This is a genomic window from Vibrio sp. 10N.261.52.C2 (genome assembly GCF_041471425.1).
GTDB lineage: Bacteria > Pseudomonadota > Gammaproteobacteria > Enterobacterales > Vibrionaceae > Vibrio > Vibrio crassostreae_C.
On the sequence record NZ_JBFROH010000008.1, the window covers coordinates 57,511 to 83,875 of the forward strand.

Sequence of the window (26,365 nt, forward strand, 5' to 3'; positions counted from 1 at the left end):
CCTTACCCTACGTTGGTATAATTGTAGATCTCGGTCACTTGCCAGTTTTACGTTAAATTTCCCTAGAAAATTAAATCTGCCGTTCTGTTGTGACTCGCTTCTCAAACTGCAACAAAGAGTCAGATATGATTGAGAATAGAACGAAAAGTACTGACGGTTACGAGCCCACACTGTACGTAATTGGCGTGAATTCCTCCTTGTTTAAGGGCGTAAAAAAAGTGCGTTGCAAGCGATGGGATTCTACTTTTTGTGATTATTAGGCGTACAAAAAAGCCCACGCTAGGTGGGCTCCATTATTCAAAGTATCGTGATGTTGGTTCAGGGATTAACTGGTCAGTAGTTTCTGAAGTTTATCTCTTAGCACCTCAATATGGGTTCTTTCTGGCGTCTGTTCTTTACAGTGTTCCAGTATGAATTCGATTGAGCTCAGTACCGTTCGCCAGCGAGGGGTTTTCGGTAGGGTTTCTACGCGTAGGTATTTGTCTAGCGTTCGAGTTTGCAGCGTACTGCGGTCTAAGTAGACGCGCCACAAGCCACTCTTCTCGGCGAAAGCGAACTTGGTTTCACCAGTCACCGATTCCCAGTAGATGATGGCATTAGTCATCGCATCGACCAGTACCTCGCGCATTAACTCTTGCTTGTTTTTACCTTCACCGGTTGCCTTGTCAGCAAGACGAGTAAATTCTCCGCCAAGCTCCTTCAACTGTTGCAACTTATCTTTGTCGCCTTCAAAGGCATAACTAGAGAGAGCTTCAACCGCCGTTTCAAGGTTATTGATTCGGTTTGAGTTAACACCACCACCTACATTGAAGATATACATGGTGTCGAGCCCTGAGCCTTCAGGCAGCTTAAGGATGTCACTTGGTATGCGCTGACGTGTATCGTCTATATAGATATCAATATCACCGCAGTAGTGGGCTTGTTCTACCTTAAGGTATTTAGGCGCAATGATCTCGTCGACCATTGAGCGTTTAAGTTGTTCTTGTCCGCGTCTGAATAGCTTCGCCGCAGCTTCGTTAGCAAAGCGAATACGTTGGTCGTCACGAATACAGATGATGGCTTCAGGTGCCGATTCTAGTTGCTCTAATAAGCGGCCTTGAGTTTCTAACAAGTTAGCCTCAACCATCGCTCTATGTTTGAGCTCGAGTTGCAGTTGGTCGTTTTCAAGGCGTCTCTGTTCAGCTTTGCTTGCTGATAGATGTGCTGTAATTCGAGCCGCTAGTTCTTGTTTGTTGAACGGTTTAGACAAGTAGTCATTGGCGCCAGCTTCGAAACCTCGAACACGGTCTTCTGCTTGGTTGAGTGCCGTTAGCATGATGATTGGCAACTGAGCATGATCGTATTGCTTACGCAGTGCTTCACAAACCTGATAGCCGCTCATTCCTGGCATCATGATGTCGAGTAGAAGCAGCTCTGGCTTCTCTTTCTCAATCAGTTCAATGGTTTCAGGGCCATCACATGCAGTACGTACTCGATAACCTTCTAACTTCAAGAAGCTGTCTAATACTCGCAGGTTAACCGGCTCATCATCGGCGATAACCAATAACGGGCCATCTGGGTTTTCACTGATAACACTATTTTCTTGTTGGCTGTTATCAATTAAATCAGGCGCTTGGAAGTGCGAGTAGTGACCTGATTCGTTGTAACTGTCTAACTCATCTTGAGTAGCTAGGGGCAGGGTAAAGCTAAACGTAGTGCCGAGCATTGGTTGGCTACTAACGTACAGTGAACCGCCCATTAGCTCGATCAACTGACGACTGATCGATAATCCAAGCCCTGCACCTTGGCGGTAGTTACTCGCATCTTGGCCTGCTTGAATCAATGGCTCAAAGATGTGCTCAAGGTACTCGGCCGGTATACCTTGGCCAGTATCGACAACTTGTACACGAATGTTGTCATCGATAACGCTGGCAGAGATAACAATTTTACCTTCTGAGGTGTACTTGATGGCATTGCCGACCAAGTTATACATCACTTGCTCAAGTCGTTGAGGATCCGATGAAACCAGACCTAAATCACTTGGGACTTGGTTAATAATACGGATTGGCTTATTGCCCAATAGGTGATGAGACAACTCTAGGACCAAGCTGGTGGCTGCCGACAAATCAACGGCTGATTTCTTAATATCTAAGCTGCCATAGCGCATCTTGTGATAATCAAGCAGATCATCAACCAAGGTCGCCAATCTCTGACCGCTATTGATGATGATATCTAACTGATACTTCTGGTTTGCTGGAATAGGGCCGTTCGCTCCAGATATCAACGCTTCAGCGATACCCACCATGCCATGCAGTGGTGTTCTCAATTCATGTGAAGTAGTCGCTAAGAACTCATCTTTGAGTTTATTGGCCAGTTGTAACTCTTCGTTTTGCTTTTGAATGGTCTTAAGGTTGTCCTCAAGCTCATCGTTTTGGCTTTTGATGAGCTGCATTTTTTCACGAATAGATCGCTGCATTCTTTCGAAGCTCACCGCGAGTCGGCCTATCTCATCTTTGCGCTCGGTATTGATCATGGTTTCATCGAGATCACCCGCCGATACTTTTTCGGCAGCCCACGTCAGTTTAAGCAGTGGGGATGTGATGAAGTTAGACAGATAGTGCGATGCAACGACTACCAGAATGATCGCCGTTAGCATCACGATCACGAAGATCTTTTCTAACTGATGAATACGGGCAAACGCCTCTTTCTCTGGCAGCTCTACGACAAGAGCCCATGTTGCGTATTTCAGCTCAATTGGCGTATATGCCGCGATGATCGCTTGATCTAGGGTGTTGTCGAAGGTGCCAACCGCTGTTTCGCCAGCCAATGCTTTATCGACAACATCTAGGCTCAAGTTGATAGATTCTTGTGAATGAGCAAGGCTACGCGGCAGGTGATCATCACCTACAAGCAGCGTTTGAATATTCGAACTCTTGTTGAGATCCGCAATCAACTTAGTAATGCCGTTGATTGGTAGCCTAAACATCGCGTAACTGTGTAGGTAGCCTTGTTGAACGATAGGTGCGCCTAGCCATGCGGTCTGTTTGCCATTCTCGTCTTTAAAGTCAGAAACGATAACCGGCGTGTAATCTTCGTTAGATTTGCGTCGGTCGGTTACGTCTTTGGCTAGTCGTTGAAAGGTAATACCTAGGTTGGAGTCCTTGTATTTTCCTGTCAGCAGATTGGTGCCGTAATCGTCATTTTTAAAGACGGAATAAGCGACGTTACCGTTGATATCAACTAAGAGAATATCGTCAAAATCAGAGCGTTTAAGCAGTTCTAGGTAAGCATTATGGTAGCGCTTGTGGAGCAGGCGATAACGCTCGCTGCCAATAAAGCTGCTGGATTCAGGGAGGATCGACGTTTTGATTTGATCGCCAGAGCCTTGAATATAGCGCTGCTGTGCATTACTGCGTGCCTCGTCAATATCTAACCCCAATCGTTGAAATGCATTGATCAAACCATAAAATCGCCCGCCACTGGCATTGGCCAATTCTGAGCGAACAAAGCCCATCACTTGGGATTCTTGAGCTTGTAGGTAATCGACAATTTGCTGCTGCTTAGTATCACGAACCGAAACAAGGTGTGAGGTGCTTTGTTCCTGGAGATCCTGACTGTGCGATTGGAGGAAAAATATCGCGATAAGTGTCACAGGGGTAATACTGAGGACAAGAAATGCCAGCATTAGGGTATTTTGAAGGCGCTTAAACTTCTGCTTACGATAGAATCTAAACATAAATTGGGTACTACTTTCCTTTGATGTACTGCTAAAAGGGGCGAAAACAAGTACAGAGAATAGAATTAACGGGTTCCAATTTAACGAAATTAACGAGTTTTTTTACTTTGACAAGTAAGTGGTATTTAAAGCGTGTGCAAAAGCTCATTTTTATAGAGTTTTGACAAAAATATGAACAGACAGCGCAGATAATGACCCTGCGCTGTACTAGAGAGGTTATTTGTTTGCGTGATAGATCGCGAATTTAGTGGTCTTATTTAGAGTCGCGCATTTTCCAAACGCTTGTTCAATAATTGGAATGTATTTTAAGAAACTATTCGCAACAATAATCATCTCACCAGAACGCTTCAAATGCTTAGGAGCCTGAGAAAGTAAGGTCTCAGTCGCGCTGTAGCTAGTGTCTAAACCTGAATGGAATGGTGGGTTACTGATGATGAACTGATAGTCTTCTGCAGTATCAGAATAGACATCGGATGCGAAGACTTTACCCGTTAAACCATTCGCTTCTAGCGTTGCTTGGCTTGATGCCACGGCAAATGCACTGATGTCGCACATTTCTAGCTCGATATCTGGGTTACGAGATGCCATCACCGCGCCCAATACGCCTGCACCACAGCCAAAATCCAGTACCTTGCCTTTTAGTTTTGGCAGAGTATCCAACAGAAGTTGGCTACCGACATCGAATTGACCGTGACTGAAGACGCCAGGAAGGCTTTTTACCGTAAGTGATTGCTCACCAATGTTAACCGTGTAGGTCTTAAACCAGTCTTGCAGGTTGAACGCTTGTGGTTGCTCGAAGCATTGACCCCAGTAGAAAGAGCAACGACGCGCTGAATCGTATTTAACAACTTTGCCGTAAGGAGCAAACATCTTCTCGATGCTTTTCACGCCTGAACGGTTTTCACCAACCACGACGATCTCGGTATCTTTGCCTAGCTTGGCAAATAGCATCGCCAACAAAAATTCCGCTTCCGCTTTGGCTTTTGGCCAGTACAACATCACTAAGTCGGCTTTGGTCTCTTCGGTAAACTCCGCACCATAAAAACGTTGGATGGTGTTGTAGCCTTCTAATTGACGGTAGTAGCTGTAATTAGAAGTAAACACAGAGACAGATTCACAATGCTTCGCTAACTCAACAGGGAACAAGTCTTCTGCCTCACCGGCAACTAAAACATGTTTGCCTTCAAAGTAGGCGAGTTGGCGTTGAGCAATCTGGCTTGGTGCAATATAAGCTGACATAGGACACTCTGTTGAATCGTTAGCAAAAAATGAGGGCGGATTTTCGCATAATCCGCCCAAAGCTTGAAGTGTTTAATACGGGTTCGCCAATCAAGTTGACGTCAAGTTCGTTAACTCTTGTCTTGCTGGTTTAAAAAGTCCTTAAACTCTTCATCGTAGATGTTGAATAGGACAATGGTAATCGCAAAAATCAATGGTCCGTAGATAAGACCAATTAGGCCAAACAGTTGAATACCACCCAATAGTGAGAAGAAGATCATCAGGGTATTCATGCCTGCACTGCCTTGCATTAGCAGCGGACGCAGAAGGTTATCAATTGAACCAACAATCGCTACACAGTAAACCGTTAGGAAAATCGCCCACGTGGTATCACCAGTTAGGAACAAGTAGGTTGCTGCTGGAATCCAGATTAATGCGGTACCCACAACTGGGATGAAAGAGGCAAAGCCCATCATAGTACCCCAGAATAGACCTGGGAAACCGGCAATCCACATACCTAAACCGCCGGCAAAACCTTGCGCGATTGCGGTTAAGAATGAGCCCATTACTGCTGATTTAGATACTTGTTCTATCTCTGTTAGAAGTTTGTCTTCTTGGCTACGAGACAGCGGCAGAATATGACGAACCACACTGATGATTTTGTCGTGATCTCTTAATAAGAAGAACAAAACGAACAGCATCAAGAAGAAATCCATCAAGAAATTGGTCGCGTCACCTAAGATTTTGGCACTGATACCAACTAGCTTAGAACCAAAGCTTGTCGCAAACTCACCGACTTTTTGTGCGATGGCTTGGGGCTCAATATTGTCGAAAGGCAGGTAGTTATTCACAAATGACAGCGCTTTGACCACTAACGGATGAGCAAACAGAGTCTGAATGCCGCCGTGTGTTACCCATTGGTAGGTGTTCTGAGAGAACAGAGAACCTTGCTGAACAATTGCTGCGAATACTGCCAATAAAGGGATAACAATAATGAAGGTCAGTATGATACAAGACAGCAGAGAGACGATGTTTTCTTTATTCGGGAGCTTTTTTTCAAGCCACTCATGGATTGGGAACATCAATAGTGAAATGATAAAGGCCATCACGATAGAGTTAACGTATGGCTCGATAAGCAAGTAACAAGCATAAGCCGCCGCGAGTAGGGCAATGATGATCACCCAGTGGCTGGAATTGATTTTGAGTTTTTCTGACACGGTAATGGTCTCTATATTTGCGTTCTGAGTTTATAATGGCTGCAAAACAGAGAGTTAGCAATGAGGAGTTTTGATAATGGGATGCTGTAATAAAGATAAGAAATGCCAAGACGAAGAACAGCAAACAAAAAAAGAGATCCCTTGGTTCAGAATGTTCCTCGGTACCTTGATGTTGTTGGTTTTTCTTTTCTGGGAACGTTAATCGCTTTTGGTTCAGCTTTAGCCTTAGTCGACGGCTAAATAAGCTGTCATATTTTTTGGCTGGTGAGCGCGATATATAAAAAGGGCTGCATTTAATGCAGCCCTAAATTCAATCGGTTAGCGACTTATAAAGTGCTTTCGATTATTTGCTTTCAGCAGCAATGATCGCAAGAGAGCGGTCGGCAGCTTCTAGTGTTGCATCAAGTTCTTTTGAACCATGAGCAAGAGAAGTAAAGCTTGCTTCGAATGCTGAAGGTGCAAGGTAAACACCGTGATCTAACATTAGGTGGAAGAAGCGCTTGAAGCGTTCTACATCACACTTAGTTACATCTTCGTAGCACGTCACAGTTTCTTGATCTGTGAAGAAGAAACCAAACATACCGCCAACTTGATGAACTAGCATCGGGATGCCGTGCTTGTCAGCAAGTTGCTTGAAGCCTTTTGCCAACTGCTTAGTTTTTGAAGCTAGACGCTTTTCGTTGCCTTCTTCTCGTAGAAGGTTCAAACATGCGTAGCCAGCAGCCATTGCAACAGGGTTACCTGAAAGCGTACCCGCTTGGTAAACAGGGCCAGTTGGTGCGATGTATTGCATCACGTCTTTACGACCACCGAAAGCACCGACAGGCATGCCGCCGCCAATCACTTTACCAAGACACGTTAGGTCTGGCTTGATGTTGTAGTAAGCCTGAGCACAACCTTCAGCAACGCGGAAACCTGTCATTACTTCATCAAAGATTAGCAATGCACCTTCTTGATCACAGATTTCACGTAGACCTTCGTGGAAGCCTTCTACAGGAGGGATACAGTTCATGTTACCCGCTACTGGCTCAACGATGATACAAGCGATCTCGCCTTTGTTTGCTGCGAAGATTTCACGTACTGAATCTAGATTGTTGAAGGTTGCTGTTAGCGTTAGTTTCGCAAAATCAGCCGGTACGCCTGGAGAGCTTGGTTGACCTAAAGTCAGTGCGCCAGAACCAGCTTTTACAAGTAGGCTGTCTGCGTGGCCGTGGTAGCAGCCTTCAAACTTAAGAATTTTGTCACGACCAGTGAAGCCACGAGCTAGACGAATCGCGCTCATTGTTGCTTCTGTACCTGAGCTCACCATACGTAGCTGTTCCATTGATGGAACCATCTCAGATACCAGTTCAGCCATTTTGATTTCAGTTTCGGTTGGAGCACCGAAGCTAAGGCCGCGTTGAGCTGCTGCAATAACTGCGTCACGAATAACCGCGTGGTTGTGACCAAGGATCATTGGACCCCAAGAGCCAACGTAATCGATATACGCTTTACCATCAGCATCAAAAATAAGTGGGCCATCAGCGCGTTCAACGAAGATTGGAGAACCACCTACGCCATTGAATGCACGAACTGGAGAGTTTACGCCACCAGGAATGGTTTGCTGTGCTTTTTCGTACAGCTCTGCTGATTTGGTCATTGATATATCCTCTTTTGACTGTCGGACCAATTGGCACGCATTGTACCTATCCCTAATCCAACTAGGAATGCTTTCGCCCAGATAATCACCCGAATCTGGTTGTTTTGTGTGGTTACACGTTTTAATTGTTAGATATTGGCGAGTTTACAGCAGTAAAAGGACCGATCCTGTGGTGAATACTTGAACGTTTCAGTCAGGTATTAGATAATCACCGGAATATAAGAAAATACTCAACAACTATGGTCTCGAATTAGATTTGTATCATGTTGTTTTTGACACAGGTAAGAGAGGTTGTCGTGAGCGAAGTAAATATCCCATTGTCTTTTTCTGATGCAGCAGCTACCCGCGTACAAACGCTAATTGCTGAAGAAGAAAACCCAGAACTAAAACTGCGTGTATACATTACAGGTGGTGGTTGTAGCGGTTTCCAATACGGCTTCACATTTGATGAAAAAGTAAATGATGGCGACACTACAATTGTAAACAGCGGTGTAACGCTGGTTGTTGATCCAATGAGCCTACAATACCTAATGGGCGGCATGGTTGATTACACTGAAGGCCTAGAAGGCGCACGCTTCTTTGTGAACAACCCGAACGCTACAACAACATGTGGTTGTGGCGCATCATTCAGCGTATAGCATGAGTTGAAAATAGCTTGAGCTCAAAGCTGTATTAGATACATTTCAAACGCCGAACTTATGTTCGGCGTTTTTGTTTTTACTTAGTAACTTATTACTTTTCAAAGCATTCCTCTCATTTTTAGTACACGGCATATTTTTTAAACTGTCGATAGCGTCCAACTTCGTTGAGGATTGGTCTGTTAAGGTTACCTTTGTGCATAAGGAAGTTGCACATCACGCTATTAAGCCAACTAGCGCGCCTGAATGACATCGGACAAAAGGATTTGTTATGCCCACTCTATTTTCTCACTCACCACTTTTTCAGAAATTGAAGCAGCCGTGGCTGGTTTCTCTGACTCTAGTCGTGTTGTTGTCGATCTGGCTTGGTTTAGGCGTAGGGCAAGCAGAAGAGTCACCTGAAAAAAAGGCAACAGAAATTCCGCTGGCTAAGGTTTCCTTTCAAACCTTCACCTCATCACCGACCTTTAAAACGATTGATCTCTATGGAAGAACGGCGCCCGATAGGCATGCTCGTCTAGGTGCAGAAGTCGCGGGTAAGATTGTCAGATTGAATGTTGTTAAGGGGGGGATGGTTAAAGCAGGACAAGCCATTGCCCAGATAGATAAGGGTGATTTAGAGATTCAACTAGAGCGAGCATCTGCGTTATATCGCTTGAAGCAGAAAGAGTTCAAAGCGGCGCAGTCACTGAAGAAAAGAGGACTGCAAGGTGAAATCGCCTACACCACAGCTGAGGCTTCATTAACAGAAGCAAAAGCCATGATGCGCAATGCGGAATTGGCTTTAAAGAATACTGTGATTACTTCGCCTTTTTCGGGTGTGGTTCAAGATTTGATGGTGGAGCTCGGTGATTTCGTTAGTGTTGGCGATCCTGTTGCTGGCGTGATTGACCTCGATCCTTTGGTTATTGAGGCGGATGTCAGTGAGCGTCATATCCAACATTTGCTAGTCAATCAATCTGCTTTGGTTCGTTTGTTAGGGCGAGAAGAAGCGGAAGGCCGTTTACGCTATGTTTCTCGTATCTCTTCTGTTGCTACTAATACCTTCCCAATCGAGATAGAAATCGATAACTCTAAAGGCCTATTACCAGCAGGTGTCAGTGCCGAAGTTAAACTCAACCTAGAAACAAGAGATGCAATAAAGATAACACCGGCGATGCTAGCATTGGATGAGGCGGGTAACCTAGGGGTCAAAACCTTGGTTTCAGTCGATGACTCACCAACGGTGAAGTTTGTAGGCATTCAGCTAGTAAAGGCCGAACAAGATGGAGTGTGGCTCACGGGGCTAGGTCAACGCGTCGATATCATCACAGTAGGCCAAGGGTTTGTGCGTGATGGTGATTCGGTGATTGCTGTTGAGCAAGTCGCTGAACTCTCTAACGTAACCGCAGAGTAGGAGATAACCGATGTATTCAATTATTGATGCAGCCTTGTCTCGTGCTCGAACAATGCTCTCCCTTTTAGCGTTAATCCTTGTAGCCGGTGTCGTCACCTATATCACGATACCTAAGGAATCGAGCCCAGACATTACCATCCCAATTATCTATGTTTCGGTCGGGCACCAAGGGATCTCGCCAACGGATGCAGAACGTTTATTGGTTCGACCTATTGAGCAAGAGCTGAGGTCGATTGAAGGCGTAAAAGAGATGACAGCAACCGCAGCAGAAGGGCATGCCTCTGTTGTGTTGGAGTTTAATGTTGGCGTCGATCTCACCAAAGCAATGGCCGATGTGCGTGACGCGGTTGATCTGGCTAAACCAAAACTACCAGAAGACAGTGACGAACCGACCGTAAATGAGGTGACGCTGGCTTCTGAGCAACCTGTTTTGTCTGTTGTGCTATTCGGTACCGTTCCTGAGCGCACCATAGTGCAAATTGCCCGAGAGCTTGGAGACAAATTAGAAAGCTATCGCCAAATCCTTGAAGTCGATATTGCGGGCGATCGCGCTGACATCGTCGAGATCATTGTCGATCCGTTATTGATGGAGAGCTACAGCTTAGATCAAGCGGATATCTATAATCTGATCGCTCTGAACAATCGAGTGGTGGCCGCAGGTTTTGTTGATACTGGCTACGGACGTTTTTCTGTCAAAGTCCCTTCGGTATTTAACTCCTTAAAAGACGTGCTTGAGTTGCCTATTAAAGTGGATGGCAAGCAGGTGGTCACTTTTGGCGATGTCGCTACGGTTCGTCGAGCGTTTCGAGATCCTGAAAGTTTTGCTCGTTTAGATGGCAAATCTGCGGTGGTGTTGGATATCAAGAAGCGTGCAGGTGAGAACATCATCGAAACCGTTGAGCTAGTCAAAGCGGTAATGGCTGGTGCTCAGCAGCAAGCGGAATGGCCAAATAACCTGTTGGTCAAATACACCTGGGATGAATCTAAAGATGTGAAGATCATGCTTAATGATCTGCAAAACAATATCTTATCCGCCATTATTCTGGTGGTGATCGTTATCATCGCGATTCTTGGTGTGCGTACCGCTTTGTTAGTGGGTATTTCCATTCCAGGCTCATTCCTAACCGGGTTATTGGTTCTTTCGGTGTTTGGCTTAACCGTCAACATCGTAGTGCTGTTCTCTCTGATTATGGCGGTGGGGATGCTAGTAGACGGTGCGATTGTGGTGACCGAATTTGCAGACAGGCGAATGCAAGAGGGTGAAGGGCGCAAAGCCGCTTACCGAGATGCAGCGAAACGGATGGCGTGGCCGATAACCGCATCGACTGCCACAACCTTAGCCGCATTTGCTCCGTTACTGTTTTGGCCTGATGTGACGGGCGAATTTATGAAGTTCTTACCACTAACTCTGATCGCGACTTTAACTGCATCATTGATCATGGCGTTGTTGTTTGTGCCCGTGCTGGGCGGTTTGATTGGCAAACCTCAATACGTATCGTCTAAAAGCCAAGCTCGAATGGTCGCACTGCATAATGGTGACTTTTCACAGGCTACTGGTTTAACCAAGGCTTACTACCACACGCTTTCTTTAGCGATTAAACACCCCTTTAAGATTTTGTTCAGTGCGGCACTGCTCGCGGTTGCAGTTGGTTTTACTTATTCAAAAGCGGGTCTAGGTGCAGAGTTCTTCCCAGAAGTTGATCCGCCATTCTTTAATGTCAAAGTTCGCTCGCATGGGGATCTGTCTATCCAAGAAAAGGATGACATCATGCGTGATATTGAACTGATGATGCTCAATCATGATGAGTTCGATACCGTTTACACGCGTACTGGTGGTGACGACCAGATTGGTTTGATCTCAATTACGCCTGTTGACTGGCAATATCGACGCAGCGTTAAGGCGATTATTGATGAGTTGAAGGTACAAACCGATCAATACGCTGGTGTTGAGATTGAATATAAGTTCCCTGATGCTGGGCCTCCGGTTGAAAATGACTTAGTGATTGAGCTGTCGGCAAGAACTCCAGAGCAGCTCAATCAGGCTGCAAAAATTGTGAGAGGTTGGGCTGATGGAAATAAAGCACTGACCAATATCAGCGATACTGCGAGTAAAGATGGCATCGATTGGAAGGTGGATATTCGCCGCGACGATGCTGCGCGCTTTGCAGCTGATGCGACCTTAGTGGGTAATACCGTTCAATTCGTGACTAATGGTCTCAAGATTGGTGATTATCTGCCCGATGACTCTTCAGAAGAGGTCGATATCTTGGTGCGCTACCCTAATGATAAGCGTGATATCGGGCGCTTCGACCAGCTTAGGGTGAAAACGCCAGCAGGTTTAGTACCTATTACTAATTTCGCTCAGATCGTTCCCGACCATAAGCAAGACACCATTAAACGCCTTGATGGCAAGCGTGTGGTGAACATCATGGCGGATATGGAAGAAGGGTATAACCTTGCTCTCGAACTACCAAAGATCGAACAAGCATTGAGTGAGCTAGGGCTGCCGAGTAGCGTGGAATTTCGCATCCGTGGTCAAAACGAAGAACAAGAAAACTCGTCAGCCTTTTTACAAAGTGCTTTCTTGGTTGCTTTGGCGGTAATGGCTTTGATTCTGATTACTCAGTTCAATAGCTTCTATCAAGCGTTTTTGATTCTGAGTGCTGTATTGTTTTCGACCGTTGGCGTGTTCGTTGGCTTACTGATCTTCCAACGTCCGTTTGGCATTGTGATGTCGGGAATTGGGGTAATAGCGCTCGCCGGCATAGTCGTGAACAACAACATCGTGTTGATTGATACTTATAATCAGCTCATCAAAAGAGGCTTGGACAAGCGAGATGCGATTCTAAGAACCGGTGTTCAGCGTTTAAGGCCAGTAATGCTCACGACGGTTACGACTATCTTAGGTTTAATGCCGATGGTGTTAGAGATGAACATCGACCTGATTAATCAAAAGATAGAGTTTGGCGCGCCAAGTACACAATGGTGGTCACAGCTTGCGACCGCTATTGCTGGTGGTTTGGCGTTTGCCACGGTGCTGACTTTAGTATTAACCCCTTGTTTGTTAATGCTTGGACGGAACAACAAACCTGAAAAACAGTAGCTAGTTGTGGTATGTGAGCATAAAAAAGAGCGCCTTGATGGGCGCTCTTTGCATTTTTCTATTTTGCAGTGAAGCTACAAACGCCTAGTTAGTCGCTAGTAACTGACCGTATCGCTCAAGGTTTCTTAATCGAATCTCTGAGTTGGCAATAAAGGTTGCTTTTGCTTTACCAGTTAACGACTTGGATTGAGGCAATTTCACGGTACGCGCATTTTTATGTACGCCATTAACCAAGAATTCATAATGTAAGTGCGGGCCAGTCACACGGCCTGTACCGCCCAAAGTACCAATGGTTTGGCCTTGTTTTACGCGCTGACCGGTTTTCACCATACGTCGCTTCATGTGCAGGTACTTGGTGATGTAGGTGTTGCTGTGGCGGATGAACACGTAGTTACCATTGAATTGGTTGTAACCTGACTTCTGAACAATACCGTCACCGGCTGCCCAGATAGGCGTGCCAACAGGGGCTGCGTAGTCAGTACCGCGGTGAGCTCGAATCTTACCGGTTACTGGGTGTCTCCTGGTAGGGTTAAAGTTCGATGTTACGCGACGAAAATCAATTGGTGAGCGCAAGAACGCCTTCTTCATCGCACGACCATTTTCATCGAAGTAGTTGCCGCTTTTATCATCCAATACCGCGGTAAATGAATCGCCTTGGTTTTTGAACACGGCTGCCATGATCTTACCGCGACCAACTACTTCACCTTCAACCACTTTCTCTTGGTATAAGATTTTGAAGCTGTCGTTCTTACGAATATCTAACGCAAAGTCGATATCCCAACCGAAGATGCCGGCCAGTTCCATAATTTGGTTTGCGGTTAAACCTGCGCTGACGCCAGCGTTCCAGAAGTTAGAGGTGATGTTGGCTTCGGCATAATTGTATTGGTATACCACTTCTTTTTTGTCGAAACTTGATGAGAAAGAATCGCCAGATTTAGTGATCTTGAAGCTTTCAAACGCACTAAGTTGTCGTTTTAACTGAATAAGGTCGTTGTTTTCATCAAAGCCGAACTGCAAGACATCACCAGGTCTTAGGTTAGACAGCTGCTTCTTAATATCATTATTGGTATTGAGTAGCGTGATCAGCAGACGGTATGAGAGGCCAATACGTTCAAATAAAACAGAGGTGCTTTCGCCAGAGCGAACGGTGTATTTCTCCCAATTGAGCACTGCCGTCGGTGGAGCGTCACTTGAGCTAATAAGTGCAGAGGCATTGATAGTCAGTGGGTAATGTTTTCCCACAACTAAAGCGCCCGAATCGTCACGCAAACTGTTGACGTCGGGGAGTAAGAAAATCGCGACGAAAATTATGGCACTAAAAAATGCGATAAAAGCCCGGTGCAAAATAGGAAGGCGTGCAAAAATAGACAACATGTTCCGGTTCGTTCTGTAAATATTATGAAAATCGACGACGGAATAGTGTAACTGGTTTCAAAATACATCGCTATTCAAGTAAGATGTCTAATTAATGTATTTTTGCCAAATCTGTGGGAGTGAACAAGAATGGCGAGTATTGAAGCTGCACTAGCCGAGATCAAACGTGGCGTAGAAGAACTGATTCCAGAAGACGAACTGATTGCAAAACTAAAAGAAGGTCGTCCTTTACGCATTAAGCTGGGTGCCGATCCAACAGCTCCAGATATCCACCTAGGCCATACGGTTATCTTTAACAAGCTTCGTGCTTTCCAAGAGCTTGGTCATGAAGTGACATTCCTTATCGGTGATTTCACTGCAATGGTTGGTGACCCATCAGGTAAAAACTCAACACGTCCACCGCTAAGCCGCGAAGACGTATTGAAGAATGCTGAAACTTACAAAGAGCAAGTATTCAAGATTCTAGATCCTGCGAAGACGCAAATTCGTTTCAACTCTGAATGGCTATCTGAGCTTGGCGCTGAAGGCATGATTCGTCTTGCTTCTAACCAAACTGTTGCTCGTATGCTTGAGCGTGATGACTTCAAAAAGCGTTACGCTGGTGGTCAACCGATCGCAATCCACGAATTCATGTACCCACTTCTACAAGGTCACGACTCTGTTGCACTAGAGAGCGACGTTGAGCTTGGCGGTACTGACCAGAAGTTTAACCTTCTAATGGGTCGTGAACTGCAAAAAGCAGCAGGTCAAAAACCACAAGCGGTACTAATGATGCCACTACTTGTTGGTCTAGACGGTGTTAAGAAGATGTCTAAGTCTGCGCATAACTACATCGGTATTAGCGAAGCACCAAGCGAGATGTTTGGTAAGATCATGTCTATCTCTGACGATCTAATGTGGAGCTACTACGAGCTGCTATCTTTCCGTCCTCTTGAAGAAGTTGCGGAACTGAAAGCTGGCGTTGATGCAGGTAAGAACCCGCGTGACGTTAAAGTGCTTCTTGCTAAAGAGATCATCGCTCGTTTCCACAGTGAAGCAGATGCTGAAGCCGCTGAGCAAGAGTTCGTTAACCGTTTTGCTAAGAACCAAGTTCCTGATGAAATGCCGGAGTTTGAATTCGAAGCAGGCCTGCCAATTGCGAACGTTCTAAAAGAAGCGGGTCTTGTAAACTCGACTTCTGATGCGATGCGTATGATCAAGCAAGGCGCTGCTAAGCTTGAAGGCGAGAAGATTGAAGACAGCAAATTCGTGCCTGAAGCAGGTACTGCCGTTTACCAAGTAGGTAAGCGTAAGTTTGCTCGTATTACTATTAAGTAATAATGCACATCAATAATTGAACCAAAGGCATCCACGGATGCCTTTTTTATTGACTTAAAATTGACGAAACTTTGAAACGCCTATTGCTACACTATGCGCGCTGTCAAATTGACAGTAATTCTGGAGATTTTTATGAACAATACCGACCATCCTCCTAGTTTGAATGGAGAAGAATAACCTGTCTCGGTATTGATCTATTGTCCTGCCGTTCAGGTAGGGTATCTTTGTTTTCCCCCGCATTCTTTTCCACACACTAGATTCTAACAAGTAGACACATCAGTAGCTTTCAGCTCTTGGTGCGCTTAGCTGTACGCTCTTGGTGTATTAGCTATAGGCTATTTGTTTTGATGGTCGTTACCTTTGCCAATCGGGAGATTCGCCATGACGGTAATGAACAACACTTTTTTATCTATTGAAGCTCTGTACTCAGAGCAAGACATCCAAGCTGTATCGAATGCATTTCAACAGTACGGACGTGAACAACAAATTAATCTTTTGAATCGAATGCCGCTCGAAGATGCGGTGCTAGTGCTGGGGCAATGCTCTTTGAGTACGATTCAGACTTTACTTAGTGAGCTAGAAGAGCAGGGCTTGGAGAAGCGCTCTCGACATCTAGCTCACCAACTAGGGCTGATCTACTCTGAGGTAGAACCTCAACAGGGTTACCTTTCGACTGGCGTCATGAGCCACGTCAGGCAGCGTATCGGTTGGATTATTTCGTTAGCACTATTGGGAATCGTCTCAGGGCTTATCATTGCTCAGTATGAAGACATTCTCAGTCAGTTGGTACTTTTGGCAATCTACATGCCGGTAATTGCTGCTGCTGGTGGTAACACCGGAACACAAGCAGCGACTTTGGTGATCCGAGCCTTAGCCACAGGTGAGTTGAAAAAACGCCAATGGGCTAACGTTCTATGGAAAGAGTTTAGAGTTGCTATTTGTTTAGCTTTAGCGATTGCTGTAGTGATGATTGGACGTATTTTGCTCTTTAGTGAAAACCAAGCGACAGGTGGTTATGATATCAACATGATTGCGTTAGCTATTGCGGTAGCGCTGTTTATTCAGGTGACCATATCAACCGTGCTGGGTGGCGGATTGCCGATAGTTGCTAGGCTATTTAAGCTTGATCCAGCGGTGTTAGTGAGCCCAGTGCTTGCTTCCATAGTTGATATCTCAGGAATGTGGATCTACTTCACTGTGGTTAACTCATTCCTCGGTATCGCTTAGCTCCTATAAAAATAGGCACCTATAAAAATAGCTAAATACATCTGAGAAACAAAAATGGCGCTGCAGATTGAAGGTCTTCAGCGCCATTTTTATTGTTTGAGTAGAAGTTTACACAGAGCTAAGCATTACTTAGATTTGCTTTGTGTTTGACTGAACTCGACCACATCTTTGTAGAAAGCACGCTCAAACTGGGTGATAGGTGCTTCCACTGGTTTGCCTGGATCTTGTTCTTCAGGGAAGTAATCACGGACAAATTGTACAAACAGAGAGTTTGGTTTTCCCGCTTTATCTAATCCGTATCCCGCCATGTTGTAACTGCCGTATAGAGAACCACTCTTGGCGATAATGTTGCCTTGAATCGGTGCTTTTCTCATGCTCTGACGGTATTTGAGCGTTCCATCAGTGCCAGATGTAGGCATAGCCTCAATCAGGCTGAGCTGTTGATCGTTTTCCCAGATATAACGAAGCACTTGAGCCATGGTCTGTGACCTCATTCGGTTATTTCTGGATAACCCTGAACCATCGACGAGCTGCGCTTTACTGAGGTCAATATTAGCCTTGGTCAGCAGTATCTGTTTTATTGCTTCAGTGCCGTTATTGAAGCTGCCCGGTTGAACATAAAATGTTGCTCCTAGCGTTTTAGTTAGATTATCTGCGATAAGGTTATCTGACTTCTTGAGCATGATATCGAGCAGTTCAGGAAGCTTTTCTGAGTTGTGACTAGCGACTAACGTGGTTTTGTCTGCTTGCGCTTTTTTACCAATAATCACATCACCTTTTACTTCTATTTTCAGTTCTTTGAGAAGCGATGTAACGACTTGATAGGTGTAAAGTTCCGGATTTTGAATCGCGAACTTGAGTGGCAGTGGCTTTTTACGCTCAACCAAGCAACCAGAGAGCTTGTAAGCGTTATCTGGTGTCGTGATGAGCTCCAAGTCACATTGTGTTGCCTTCTGCCCAGAGCGAGTTACCGTGGCAGCGGTGGTCGTCACGTCTATCGGATAGTGAGCGGGAATATAAACGCGTGTCGCACCATTATCTTTTGTATAAATAGAGGCTTGTGCGCAGTTGCTGTCTAAGGTCATTGCACTAGAAGGCGCGCTGTAACAAACCCCTAGAATGTCCCAAGGCCAACCCACCGCTCGCTGATAGCCCGTAAAAGTCGAGTTATCTAGGTATAAGTTGCCTTTGATGGCTCTGGACTGAGACTTAGCGTATTGAGCCAAAAGGCTTTTAAGCTGTTCTCGTTGCAGCGTTGGGTCGCCACTAAATGAAATGATTGAGTCATTACCAGAACGAACAATGCTGGTCGTGTAGTGAAAGTCATCCCCTAACTCCAACTTAGCCGCCAAAGCTGTCACCAGCTTCAAAGTACTGGCGGGTGGATAGAAGCCATCACTATTGGAATTCAGTTTGTTTGAATCGCCTTTCAGGGATTCCAAAATTACACTGGTGCTACTGCCATCAGGCAGTTTATCTAGAGGGGGGTAAGCGAAAGCGTTAACTGAGAAAGCGCTAATGGAAAAACTACATACCAGTAGTGTGGATAGAAGGCGCATAGAAGATTTCTTGGATGGCTGATGTTTTTAGTATACAGATATAAAAAACGCCCGCTAGATAGCGGGCGTTTTGATTCTCAATTAACTAATTAATCAATTAGATAATCAGAATTAGAAGTCGTAACGTAGACCTAGAGCGATTTCGTCTTCAGCTTGAGCAGAAGTTGCTTTGCCGTTAGAAGCTAGGTTTGTTGTACCGATCGTATCATTTTCAGAGATTAGGTTGAAATTGTACGAGATGTAAGTACGGAAGTTAGGCTTGAAGTAGTAAGTTGCATCGATTGCAACGTTATCTGCAGAAGTTTCACCGTCAGTTTCTGCATTGTTGTACGTTAGCGTGAATGCAGTTTTATCTAGTGTGTATGCTGCTGCGAATTCGTAACCTGTGTAGTCTACAGAATCGTTCTTGATTACACCTGTAGTCTGTTTTTCGCCATCAGTGAATACACCAGCGAAGTAGAAATCGCTCATGCGGTAAGATGCAGAAAGCATGTATTCGTTAGATTGATCTTGGTCTGCGTAACCAGCACCTAGCTTAACGCCAGAATCGCCGATTGCGTAGATAGCAGATAGAGAGTAGCCATCTTTACCGTTGTCGCTGAACTCATCGTTAGCGTCAACATCACGGTCAGCGAAGCGGTAGCTTGCTTTTAAGCCTAGGTCTTGGAATTGACCTTTGTAAGAAAGCATGTTGTCTGAACGGTCAGCTACTGCGATTTTGTCTGCCGCTGAGTTACCGTGGTAAGACATGATATCGGTAAAGTCAGTGATAACGCCTAGCGCACCGTCGTTTTTACCGTATGTAACTTCACCGAATGTACCGCCAATACCAGCGTATGTGTAACGGTTTGTGATGCTGTCGCTGTTGCTGTCTGTAGCACCACCGTTTTCAGCAGTTGTGAATTCGCCTTCGTAGAAACCAACGCCGTATAGGCCGTCTTGGATTTCAACTTTACCTAGGAAGTTAAGACGTACACGTGTTTTGTCTTCAGCTTTGCCATCTTTTAGAGATAGACGAGCTTCAGCACGACCACCGATCTCTAGAGAAGTGCCGTTTGAGCTGTATACAGAAGTACCGGCAATATCACCAGCTTGTTTACCGTCGGCTGCCACTGCGTTAGTAGCAAGAGCTGCAGCAGATACAGCAAGCGCGATCATAGTCTTGTTCATGTTATTATTTCCTAATTACTGTCCATAGAAGTTTTATTAAGGATTTGAACCCTTTTGTGTATTGCCTGTATTAATCAGGCTTCATAATCATGATTAGAACAGAAGTCTGAAAATGCCAGTGCAATCCATGGGTTACTTTTTACCTCTAAAGTTCCATGGTCAGTTAGTAAAATGATATAAAACTAAAAAATGAACACTGTTTTATTATATCTTTTTTGTTTAAGTGGTTGTTTTTGAGTGTATTTTATAAAAGTGTGATCTGTGTTTATTTTGTTTGTTTTTTGTTTTTTTAGGTATTTAGCTCTCCACTTATTGATGGGGAGGTTATTATTCATTTTTGTGATGTCTGTAATTTAGACCTAGATAAAGCTTTTATAACGCAAAGTGGAATAAAGGTGATTTAGCCATAAAGTTTGTTTACACTAAGCCAAATCGTTTTGTTTCTATCACCCAATAAATACGTTGGGTGTATTTATGTTGGCCAAAGAAAGCTTTGGCATAGAGGTAAAAAATGGAAAAGGTTCCAATGACAGTACGTGGCGCTCAGCAGCTACGTGACGAATTAGATCGCCTACTTAAGCTACGCCCTGTTATCTCAGCAGCTATTGGTGAAGCACGTGAACTAGGTGACCTGAAAGAGAATGCTGAATACCACGCCGCTCGTGAAGAGCAGGGTATTTGTGAAGCTCAGATCCGTGATATTGAATATAAGCTATCACTGGCTCAGATCATCGATGTAACGCAAATGGATAATACGGGCAAGATTATCTTTGGTACGACAGTGACACTGATTGATGTGGATACCGATGATGAGTTCCGCTACCAAATCGTTTCAGAAGACGAAGCAGACATCAAAACGGGTCGCATTTCTGTGAAATCGCCAATTGCTCGCGGTCTTATCGGTAAAATGGAAGGCGACGAAGTCATGATCTCTACCCCTGGTGGTGACAAAGACTTCGAAATCGACAAAGTAGAATATATCTAATTGAATTTTCTTTGTTTCTGATAAGTAAAAAGGTCGCTAAATGCGACCTTTTTCGTTTCTCACGCTACACTAAGAGATAAGCGCTGTGGCTTCCTATTAGTGAAGTTAGCTTATATCAAACTCGCTTATTTACGTGGAATCTCGATTTTACGTGCTTCTGACTGGCGGAACAGTACTAGAACTTTACCGATAGTCTGTACTTTCTCAGCTTTAGTTTCACGTACAATTGCATCGATAATCAGTTGCTTAGTCTCACGGTCTTCTGATGCAACTTTAATCTTGATCAGTTCGTGGTGGTCTAGAGCTAATTCGATTTCCGCTAGAACAGCTTCAGTAAGTCCATTTGCGCCCATTAGCACAACAGGTTTTAAACTGTGAGCTAGGCCCTTTAGATGCTGCTTTTGTTTGGTACTTAGGTTCATTACGCGGCCAATTTTCTTTACTATTAGGGTTGAAAAAACCTATTTTAACGCCATCTAAAGCTGAAGACTATAATTTATTCAGCAATTAGTACTTTCCTCCAATTTAGGTATCCAATGAGCAAACAGAAACACTCGGCCAGTTCAGGCCGTTGGTTGAAGGAACACTTCGACGACAAGTACGCAAATGAAGCAAGAAAGAAAGGCTATCGTTCACGTGCTTATTTCAAAATGGAAGAGATTCAAACGAAAGATAAATTGCTGTCTCCTGGGATGACCATTGTGGATTTGGGTGCAGCACCTGGCGGTTGGTCTCAATATGCTGCTAAGATTGTTGGAGACAACGGACAAATCATTGCGTGTGACTTGTTACCAATGGATCCGATTGCTGGTGTTAGCTTTTTACAAGGCGATTTCCGCGAAGAAGCTGTGCTAGATGCCTTGTTGGAACGTATACAACCAAACATGGTTGATGTCGTGATGTCAGATATGGCACCTAATATAGCAGGCAACAATTCTGTGGATCAGCCAAGAGCTATGTATTTAGTTGAATTAGCTTTGGATATGTGTCGACAAGTTCTAGCTACCAATGGTAGTTTTGTTGTAAAAGTATTCCAAGGCGAAGGGTTTGACCAATACGTTAAGGACGTCCGCGAGATGTTTAAAACAGTAAAAGTTAGAAAACCCGACTCTTCTCGAGCTCGATCTCGTGAAGTGTTTATCGTAGCCACTGGTTACAAAGGTTAACGATTCTCTTCCAAGAGTGAGAGTTAACAACATGGCTACAGGTTACAAACTGTAGTACCCTACCTTTAATTACAATTAGTTATCGAGAGGCTTACACCTTGAGTGACATGGCAAAAAATTTAATTCTGTGGCTTGTTATCGCGGTAGTGTTGATGTCGGTATTCCAGAGCTTCGGCCCTGGGGAAAGTAACGGCAGAGCAGTAGATTACACCACGTTTGTACAGGAAGTTGGCCAAGGCCAGATTCAAGACGCACAGTTCAATAACAGCGAAATCACTTTCACACGTCGTGGTGGTGGTTCTAAGTATGTAACTTACATGCCTGTTTATGATCAAAAGCTACTTGATGACTTAATTAATCAAAACGTAAAAGTTCAGGGTACACCACCTGAAGAGCAGAGTCTGCTTGGCACTATCTTCATCTCATGGTTCCCAATGATCTTACTGATTGGTGTATGGATTTTCTTCATGCGTCAAATGCAAGGCGGCGGCGGCGGTAAAGGCGCGATGTCTTTCGGTAAGAGTAAAGCTCGAATGATGAGCGAAGAACAAATCAAAACCATGTTTGCTGATGTTGCTGGTTGTGACGAAGCAAAAGAAGACGTGAAAGAGCTTGTGGACTACCTTCGTGACCCAAGCCGCTTCCAAAAGCTAGGTGGTAAGATCCCGACAGGTATCCTGTTGGTTGGTCCTCCTGGTACGGGTAAAACATTGCTTGCAAAAGCGATTGCCGGTGAAGCGAAAGTACCGTTCTTTACTATCTCTGGTTCTGACTTCGTTGAAATGTTTGTTGGTGTTGGTGCATCTCGTGTGCGTGACATGTTCGAACAAGCGAAGAAAGCGGCACCTTGTATCATCTTTATCGATGAAATTGATGCTGTAGGTCGTCAACGTGGCGCTGGTGTTGGTGGTGGTCACGATGAACGTGAACAAACACTGAACCAAATGTTGGTTGAGATGGATGGTTTCGAAGGTAACGAAGGTATTATCGTTATCGCTGCGACTAACCGTCCAGACGTACTAGACCCTGCATTACTTCGTCCTGGTCGTTTTGACCGTCAAGTTGTGGTTGGTCTACCGGATGTACGTGGTCGTGAACAGATTCTTAAAGTACACATGCGTAAAGTGCCACTATCAGGTGATGTTGAACCGTCGCTGATCGCTCGTGGTACTCCAGGCTTCTCTGGTGCAGATCTTGCGAACCTTGTGAACGAAGCGGCGCTATTTGCTGCTCGTGGTAACAAGCGCAATGTATCTATGGTTGAGTTTGAACTTGCGAAAGACAAAATTATGATGGGTGCAGAGCGCCGTTCAATGGTTATGTCTGAAGAAGTGAAAGAGTCAACGGCTTACCACGAAGCGGGTCACGCAATTGTTGGTCGTTTGGTACCTGAACACGATCCAGTGTACAAGGTGTCAATCATTCCACGTGGTCGTGCGCTTGGTGTAACCATGTACTTGCCAGAGCAAGATCGTGTGAGCATGTCTCGCCAACATCTAGAGTCTATGATTTCTAGCCTGTACGGTGGTCGTCTTGCTGAAGAACTTATTTACGGTAAAGACAAAGTGTCAACTGGTGCGTCTAACGATATCGAACGTGCAACTGATATTGCTCGTAAGATGGTTACGCAGTGGGGCTTCTCTGAGAAATTGGGTCCTCTTCTTTACGCAGAAGAAGAAGGTGAAGTTTTCCTAGGTCGCGGCATGAGCCAAGCTAAGCACGTTTCTGATGACACGACTAAGCTTATCGATGAAGAGATTCGTATCCTTATCGACCGTAACTACGATAGAGCTAAGAAGATTCTTGAAGATAACATGGATATCATGCATTCGATGAAAGACGCTCTAATGAAGTTCGAAACGATCGATGCAGGTCAAATTGATGACTTGATGGAGCGTAAGCAAGAGATTCGTGATCCAGCTGGTTGGGGTGATCAGGTAAAAGCTGAACCTACAAAGGAAGAAGCAAAACCTGAAGCTAAGGCAGAAGAAGCTAAAGCGGAACCAAAAGCTGAAGAGTCGAAAGTTGAAGAAGTTAAATCTGAAACAGATGATGCTCAAAACAAAGATTCTTAATCGCTAAGTTATAAATTAAAACCCTGAGTACGCTCAGGGTTTTTCTGTTTCTAGCCCTAGATGTTTTTACCTTTAAGACCCACCTTCCATGATATTAAAAGCACATAATAAAACGCTCGTTTTAGACCGCCCACATGTGATGGGTATCCTCAATGTTACGCCTGACTCTTTCTCTGATGGCGGAAAATTCAATTCATTAGATAATGCTTTACTGCAAGCAGAGCGAATGATTCAAGCTGGTGTTAGCATTATTGACATTGGTGGTGAATCAACTCGCCCGGGAGCGCCTGACGTTCCTTTAGAAGAAGAGCTCGCTCGCGTTATTCCTGCCATTAAAGCAATTCGCGCTAAGTTTGATGTGTGGATCTCCATTGATACCAGTAAAGCTGAAGTGATGCGCCAAGCCGTTGAAGCGGGGGCTGATTTGATCAATGATGTGCGCGCACTGCAAGAGCCCGGAGCTTTAGAAGCGGCCGCCGATGCTAATGTGCCCGTTTGCCTGATGCACATGAAAGGTCAGCCAAGAACCATGCAAGCTAACCCTAATTACGATGATGTCCTAATGGATGTTGAAGCGTTCTTAAAAGAAAGGGTGGAGGCTTGTGAGGCTGTTGGTATATCAAAAGATCAGCTGATTCTGGATCCTGGTTTTGGTTTTGGTAAAACCATTGAGCATAATTACCACCTATTAGCGCACCTTGAAAAGTTTCATTCGTTAGGCTTACCTGTTTTAGCGGGGATGTCGAGAAAATCGATGATCTTTAAATTGCTAGACAAGGTTCCGGCCGACTGCATGGTCGCAAGCGTCACTTGCGCGACGATTGCCGCGATGAAAGGCGCACAAATTATTCGCGTTCATGATGTCGAGGAGACACTGGAAGCGATGAAAATAATCGAAGTGATGAACAACAATCACTAAATATAATTAAGGAAAATCACTATGTCTGATAAAAGACGTTATTTCGGCACAGATGGTGTGCGTGGCAAAGTAGGCCAGTACCCGATTACACCTGATTTTGTTCTGAAGCTTGGCTGGGCTGCGGGTCGTGTTCTTGCGAAGCAAGGCACAAAGAAAGTCATCATTGGTAAAGATACTCGTATCTCTGGTTACATGCTTGAGTCAGCGCTAGAAGCTGGCCTTGCTGCTGCTGGTCTTCAGGCTACGTTTACTGGCCCAATGCCAACACCTGCTGTGGCTTACCTAACTCAAACCTTCCGCGCTGAAGCAGGGATCGTTATCTCTGCATCACACAACCCATACTACGATAACGGTATCAAGTTCTTCTCTTCTGAGGGAACAAAACTGCCGGACGATATCGAGTTGGCAATTGAAGCTGAATTGGATAAAGACATCGAATGTGTTGATTCATTTGAGCTTGGTAAAGCAGTACGTTTGAACGATGCGGCTGGCCGTTACATCGAGTTCTGTAAGAGCACATTCCCAAATCAGATGACGCTTGCAGGAATGAAAATTGTTGTCGATTGTGCACATGGTGCGACTTACCACATAGCTCCTGCCGTATTTAAAGAGCTGGGTGCTGAAGTTATTGCGATTGGTGTTGAGCCAAACGGTACTAATATCAACCACGAAGTCGGTGCGACAGATGTACGTGCTCTGCAAGCAAAAGTGGTTGAAGAAAAAGCGGCATTAGGCCTTGGCTTTGATGGTGATGGTGACCGTATCATCATGGTTGACGAGCTAGGTAACAAAGTTGATGGCGATCAAATCGCTTACATCATTGCTCGTGATGCACTGCGTCGCGGTGAGTTGAAAGGTGGCGTTGTTGGTACACTAATGACCAACCTTGGTATGGAAAATGGCCTTAAGCAGTTAGGTATTCCGTTTGTTCGTGCTGCTGTTGGTGACCGTTACGTAATGGAACAGCTTCTTGCTAAAGGCTGGAAGATCGGCGCTGAAAATTCGGGGCATGTTATCCTACTAGATAAAGTGACGACGGGTGATGCTATCGTTGCTGCTCTGCAAGTGTTGGCTTCAGTTGTTGATAGTGAAATGACGCTGAATGAGCTGTCTCAGGGCATGACGTTATACCCTCAAGTTCTAGAAAACGTTCGTTTCAGCGGAGATTCAAACCCATTGGAAGCTGAAGCGGTAAAAGCAGCGGTTGTTGAAGTAGAAGCTGAGCTTGGCGAGAAAGGTCGTGTGCTATTACGCAAGTCTGGTACCGAGCCACTACTGCGTGTCATGGTTGAAGGCGAAGATGCAGAGCTTGTTCAAGCATCAGCGCTTAAGATTGCAGATGCAGTAAAAGCAAACTGCTAATTTAACCTTTTACTTAGCTGGCGCAGCGAATAGCGCCTGTGATTAGAAGTGGTTGACTTATATCACGGTCAAAAGATATAACGGTCAAAAGAGACGTAAATGAGTTTTGTGTCGCTTTTGACCTTTTTTTGACCATTCACTTGGTAAAGGCTTATTTTTTAGCAAATTCTCCTTGTCAGCCATCGTCGCATTCGCTAGTATTGCTCGGCCTTCAGTTAGGAGGTCGCTAGCCTTGTTCTTAAAAATAGTTTTTTGAACGGCGCTGGCTCAACAATTAGGAACATA

General features: G+C 44.8%; 18 protein-coding genes. 10 read left to right on the plus strand and 8 right to left on the minus strand.

Annotation, left to right across the window (positions count from 1 at the left end; genetic code table 11):
• Positions 1 to 325: 325 nt before the first annotated feature.
• From AB4307_RS01945 to hemL, 4 genes are all read right to left on the minus strand, one after another.
• Complete coding sequence (locus AB4307_RS01945; protein WP_372130938.1) at positions 326 to 3,715, minus strand: response regulator; 3,390 nt, start codon at positions 3,713 to 3,715, stop codon at positions 326 to 328.
• Positions 3,716 to 3,931: 216 nt separating this feature from the next.
• A complete protein-coding gene (rsmC, locus tag AB4307_RS01950; RefSeq protein WP_017066801.1) occupies positions 3,932 to 4,954 on the minus strand; it encodes a 16S rRNA (guanine(1207)-N(2))-methyltransferase RsmC in 1,023 nt (340 codons plus the stop codon).
• Between the two features lie 110 nt (positions 4,955 to 5,064).
• Positions 5,065 to 6,150 carry an AI-2E family transporter gene (locus tag AB4307_RS01955; RefSeq protein WP_017059406.1) on the minus strand — a complete coding sequence of 362 codons (1,086 nt, stop codon included), beginning with the start codon at positions 6,148 to 6,150 and terminating at the stop codon, positions 5,065 to 5,067.
• Positions 6,151 to 6,493: 343 nt separating this feature from the next.
• Positions 6,494 to 7,789 carry a glutamate-1-semialdehyde 2,1-aminomutase gene (hemL, locus tag AB4307_RS01960; RefSeq protein WP_010436060.1) on the minus strand — a complete coding sequence of 432 codons (1,296 nt, stop codon included), beginning with the start codon at positions 7,787 to 7,789 and terminating at the stop codon, positions 6,494 to 6,496.
• A 296-nt stretch (positions 7,790 to 8,085) separates the two neighbouring features.
• On the opposite strand from hemL, the gene erpA reads away from it, so the two are divergent.
• The 3 genes from erpA (at position 8,086) to AB4307_RS01975 (ending at position 12,926) form a co-directional block, all read left to right on the plus strand.
• The gene (erpA, locus tag AB4307_RS01965; protein ID WP_004734539.1) at positions 8,086 to 8,427 is read left to right on the plus strand and encodes an iron-sulfur cluster insertion protein ErpA; all 342 of its coding nucleotides are present in this window, start codon (positions 8,086 to 8,088) and stop codon (positions 8,425 to 8,427) included.
• A gap of 271 nt (positions 8,428 to 8,698) precedes the next feature.
• On the plus strand, positions 8,699 to 9,823 hold the full coding sequence (locus AB4307_RS01970) for an efflux RND transporter periplasmic adaptor subunit (protein ID WP_372130940.1): 1,125 nt from the start codon (positions 8,699 to 8,701) through the stop codon (positions 9,821 to 9,823).
• A 10-nt stretch (positions 9,824 to 9,833) separates the two neighbouring features.
• Positions 9,834 to 12,926 (plus strand): efflux RND transporter permease subunit, encoded by a 3,093-nt coding sequence (locus tag AB4307_RS01975; protein ID WP_017063268.1) that lies wholly within the window; start codon positions 9,834 to 9,836, stop codon positions 12,924 to 12,926.
• Positions 12,927 to 13,010: 84 nt separating this feature from the next.
• Here the strand turns inward: AB4307_RS01975 and shyC are convergent, their stop codons facing one another.
• Complete coding sequence (shyC, locus tag AB4307_RS01980; RefSeq protein ID WP_065584911.1) at positions 13,011 to 14,300, minus strand: peptidoglycan DD-endopeptidase ShyC; 1,290 nt, start codon at positions 14,298 to 14,300, stop codon at positions 13,011 to 13,013.
• Positions 14,301 to 14,429: 129 nt separating this feature from the next.
• On the opposite strand from shyC, the gene tyrS reads away from it, so the two are divergent.
• On the plus strand, positions 14,430 to 15,617 hold the full coding sequence (tyrS, locus tag AB4307_RS01985; protein ID WP_017059402.1) for a tyrosine--tRNA ligase: 1,188 nt from the start codon (positions 14,430 to 14,432) through the stop codon (positions 15,615 to 15,617).
• Between the two features lie 381 nt (positions 15,618 to 15,998).
• The gene (locus AB4307_RS01990) at positions 15,999 to 16,844 is read left to right on the plus strand and encodes a magnesium transporter (protein ID WP_372130942.1); all 846 of its coding nucleotides are present in this window, start codon (positions 15,999 to 16,001) and stop codon (positions 16,842 to 16,844) included.
• Positions 16,845 to 16,969: 125 nt separating this feature from the next.
• Here the strand turns inward: AB4307_RS01990 and dacB are convergent, their stop codons facing one another.
• Positions 16,970 to 18,403: a serine-type D-Ala-D-Ala carboxypeptidase gene (dacB, locus tag AB4307_RS01995; RefSeq protein WP_372130944.1), complete on the minus strand. Its 1,434-nt coding sequence runs from the start codon at positions 18,401 to 18,403 to the stop codon at positions 16,970 to 16,972.
• Between the two features lie 111 nt (positions 18,404 to 18,514).
• Entirely contained in the window at positions 18,515 to 19,573 is a 1,059-nt protein-coding gene (locus AB4307_RS02000) for a porin (RefSeq protein WP_372130946.1), read from the minus strand.
• Positions 19,574 to 20,084: 511 nt separating this feature from the next.
• Here AB4307_RS02000 and greA point away from each other — a divergent pair.
• A complete protein-coding gene (gene greA, locus AB4307_RS02005; protein ID WP_017059397.1) occupies positions 20,085 to 20,558 on the plus strand; it encodes a transcription elongation factor GreA in 474 nt (157 codons plus the stop codon).
• Positions 20,559 to 20,683: 125 nt separating this feature from the next.
• On the opposite strand, the gene yhbY is transcribed toward greA, so the two are convergent.
• Positions 20,684 to 20,980: a ribosome assembly RNA-binding protein YhbY gene (gene yhbY, locus AB4307_RS02010; RefSeq protein WP_004738252.1), complete on the minus strand. Its 297-nt coding sequence runs from the start codon at positions 20,978 to 20,980 to the stop codon at positions 20,684 to 20,686.
• Positions 20,981 to 21,094: 114 nt separating this feature from the next.
• On the opposite strand from yhbY, the gene rlmE reads away from it, so the two are divergent.
• From rlmE to glmM, 4 genes are all read left to right on the plus strand, one after another.
• On the plus strand, positions 21,095 to 21,724 hold the full coding sequence (gene rlmE, locus AB4307_RS02015) for a 23S rRNA (uridine(2552)-2'-O)-methyltransferase RlmE (protein WP_017059396.1): 630 nt from the start codon (positions 21,095 to 21,097) through the stop codon (positions 21,722 to 21,724).
• 107 nt (positions 21,725 to 21,831) lie between these two features.
• Positions 21,832 to 23,799 (plus strand): ATP-dependent zinc metalloprotease FtsH, encoded by a 1,968-nt coding sequence (gene ftsH, locus AB4307_RS02020; protein WP_017068905.1) that lies wholly within the window; start codon positions 21,832 to 21,834, stop codon positions 23,797 to 23,799.
• 88 nt (positions 23,800 to 23,887) lie between these two features.
• Positions 23,888 to 24,718, plus strand: a complete 831-nt coding sequence (folP, locus tag AB4307_RS02025) for a dihydropteroate synthase (protein WP_102393175.1) — start codon at positions 23,888 to 23,890, stop codon at positions 24,716 to 24,718.
• Positions 24,719 to 24,739: 21 nt separating this feature from the next.
• On the plus strand, positions 24,740 to 26,080 hold the full coding sequence (glmM, locus tag AB4307_RS02030) for a phosphoglucosamine mutase (RefSeq protein ID WP_017072092.1): 1,341 nt from the start codon (positions 24,740 to 24,742) through the stop codon (positions 26,078 to 26,080).
• The last annotated feature ends 285 nt before the right edge of the window (positions 26,081 to 26,365 follow it).

Coding starts and splice junctions, on each gene's coding strand:
- AB4307_RS01945 (WP_372130938.1), bottom strand. CDS start 3,715: ATGTTTAGATTCTATCGTAAGCAGAAGTTTAAGCGCCTTCAAAATACC.
- rsmC (WP_017066801.1), bottom strand. CDS start 4,954: ATGTCAGCTTATATTGCACCAAGCCAGATTGCTCAACGCCAACTCGCC.
- hemL (WP_010436060.1), bottom strand. CDS start 7,789: ATGACCAAATCAGCAGAGCTGTACGAAAAAGCACAGCAAACCATTCCT.
- AB4307_RS01970 (WP_372130940.1), top strand. CDS start 8,699: ATGCCCACTCTATTTTCTCACTCACCACTTTTTCAGAAATTGAAGCAG.
- AB4307_RS01975 (WP_017063268.1), top strand. CDS start 9,834: ATGTATTCAATTATTGATGCAGCCTTGTCTCGTGCTCGAACAATGCTC.
- shyC (WP_065584911.1), bottom strand. CDS start 14,300: ATGTTGTCTATTTTTGCACGCCTTCCTATTTTGCACCGGGCTTTTATC.
- tyrS (WP_017059402.1), top strand. CDS start 14,430: ATGGCGAGTATTGAAGCTGCACTAGCCGAGATCAAACGTGGCGTAGAA.
- AB4307_RS01990 (WP_372130942.1), top strand. CDS start 15,999: ATGACGGTAATGAACAACACTTTTTTATCTATTGAAGCTCTGTACTCA.
- dacB (WP_372130944.1), bottom strand. CDS start 18,403: ATGCGCCTTCTATCCACACTACTGGTATGTAGTTTTTCCATTAGCGCT.
- AB4307_RS02000 (WP_372130946.1), bottom strand. CDS start 19,573: ATGAACAAGACTATGATCGCGCTTGCTGTATCTGCTGCAGCTCTTGCT.
- greA (WP_017059397.1), top strand. CDS start 20,085: ATGGAAAAGGTTCCAATGACAGTACGTGGCGCTCAGCAGCTACGTGAC.
- yhbY (WP_004738252.1), bottom strand. CDS start 20,980: ATGAACCTAAGTACCAAACAAAAGCAGCATCTAAAGGGCCTAGCTCAC.
- rlmE (WP_017059396.1), top strand. CDS start 21,095: ATGAGCAAACAGAAACACTCGGCCAGTTCAGGCCGTTGGTTGAAGGAA.
- ftsH (WP_017068905.1), top strand. CDS start 21,832: ATGGCAAAAAATTTAATTCTGTGGCTTGTTATCGCGGTAGTGTTGATG.
- folP (WP_102393175.1), top strand. CDS start 23,888: ATGATATTAAAAGCACATAATAAAACGCTCGTTTTAGACCGCCCACAT.
- glmM (WP_017072092.1), top strand. CDS start 24,740: ATGTCTGATAAAAGACGTTATTTCGGCACAGATGGTGTGCGTGGCAAA.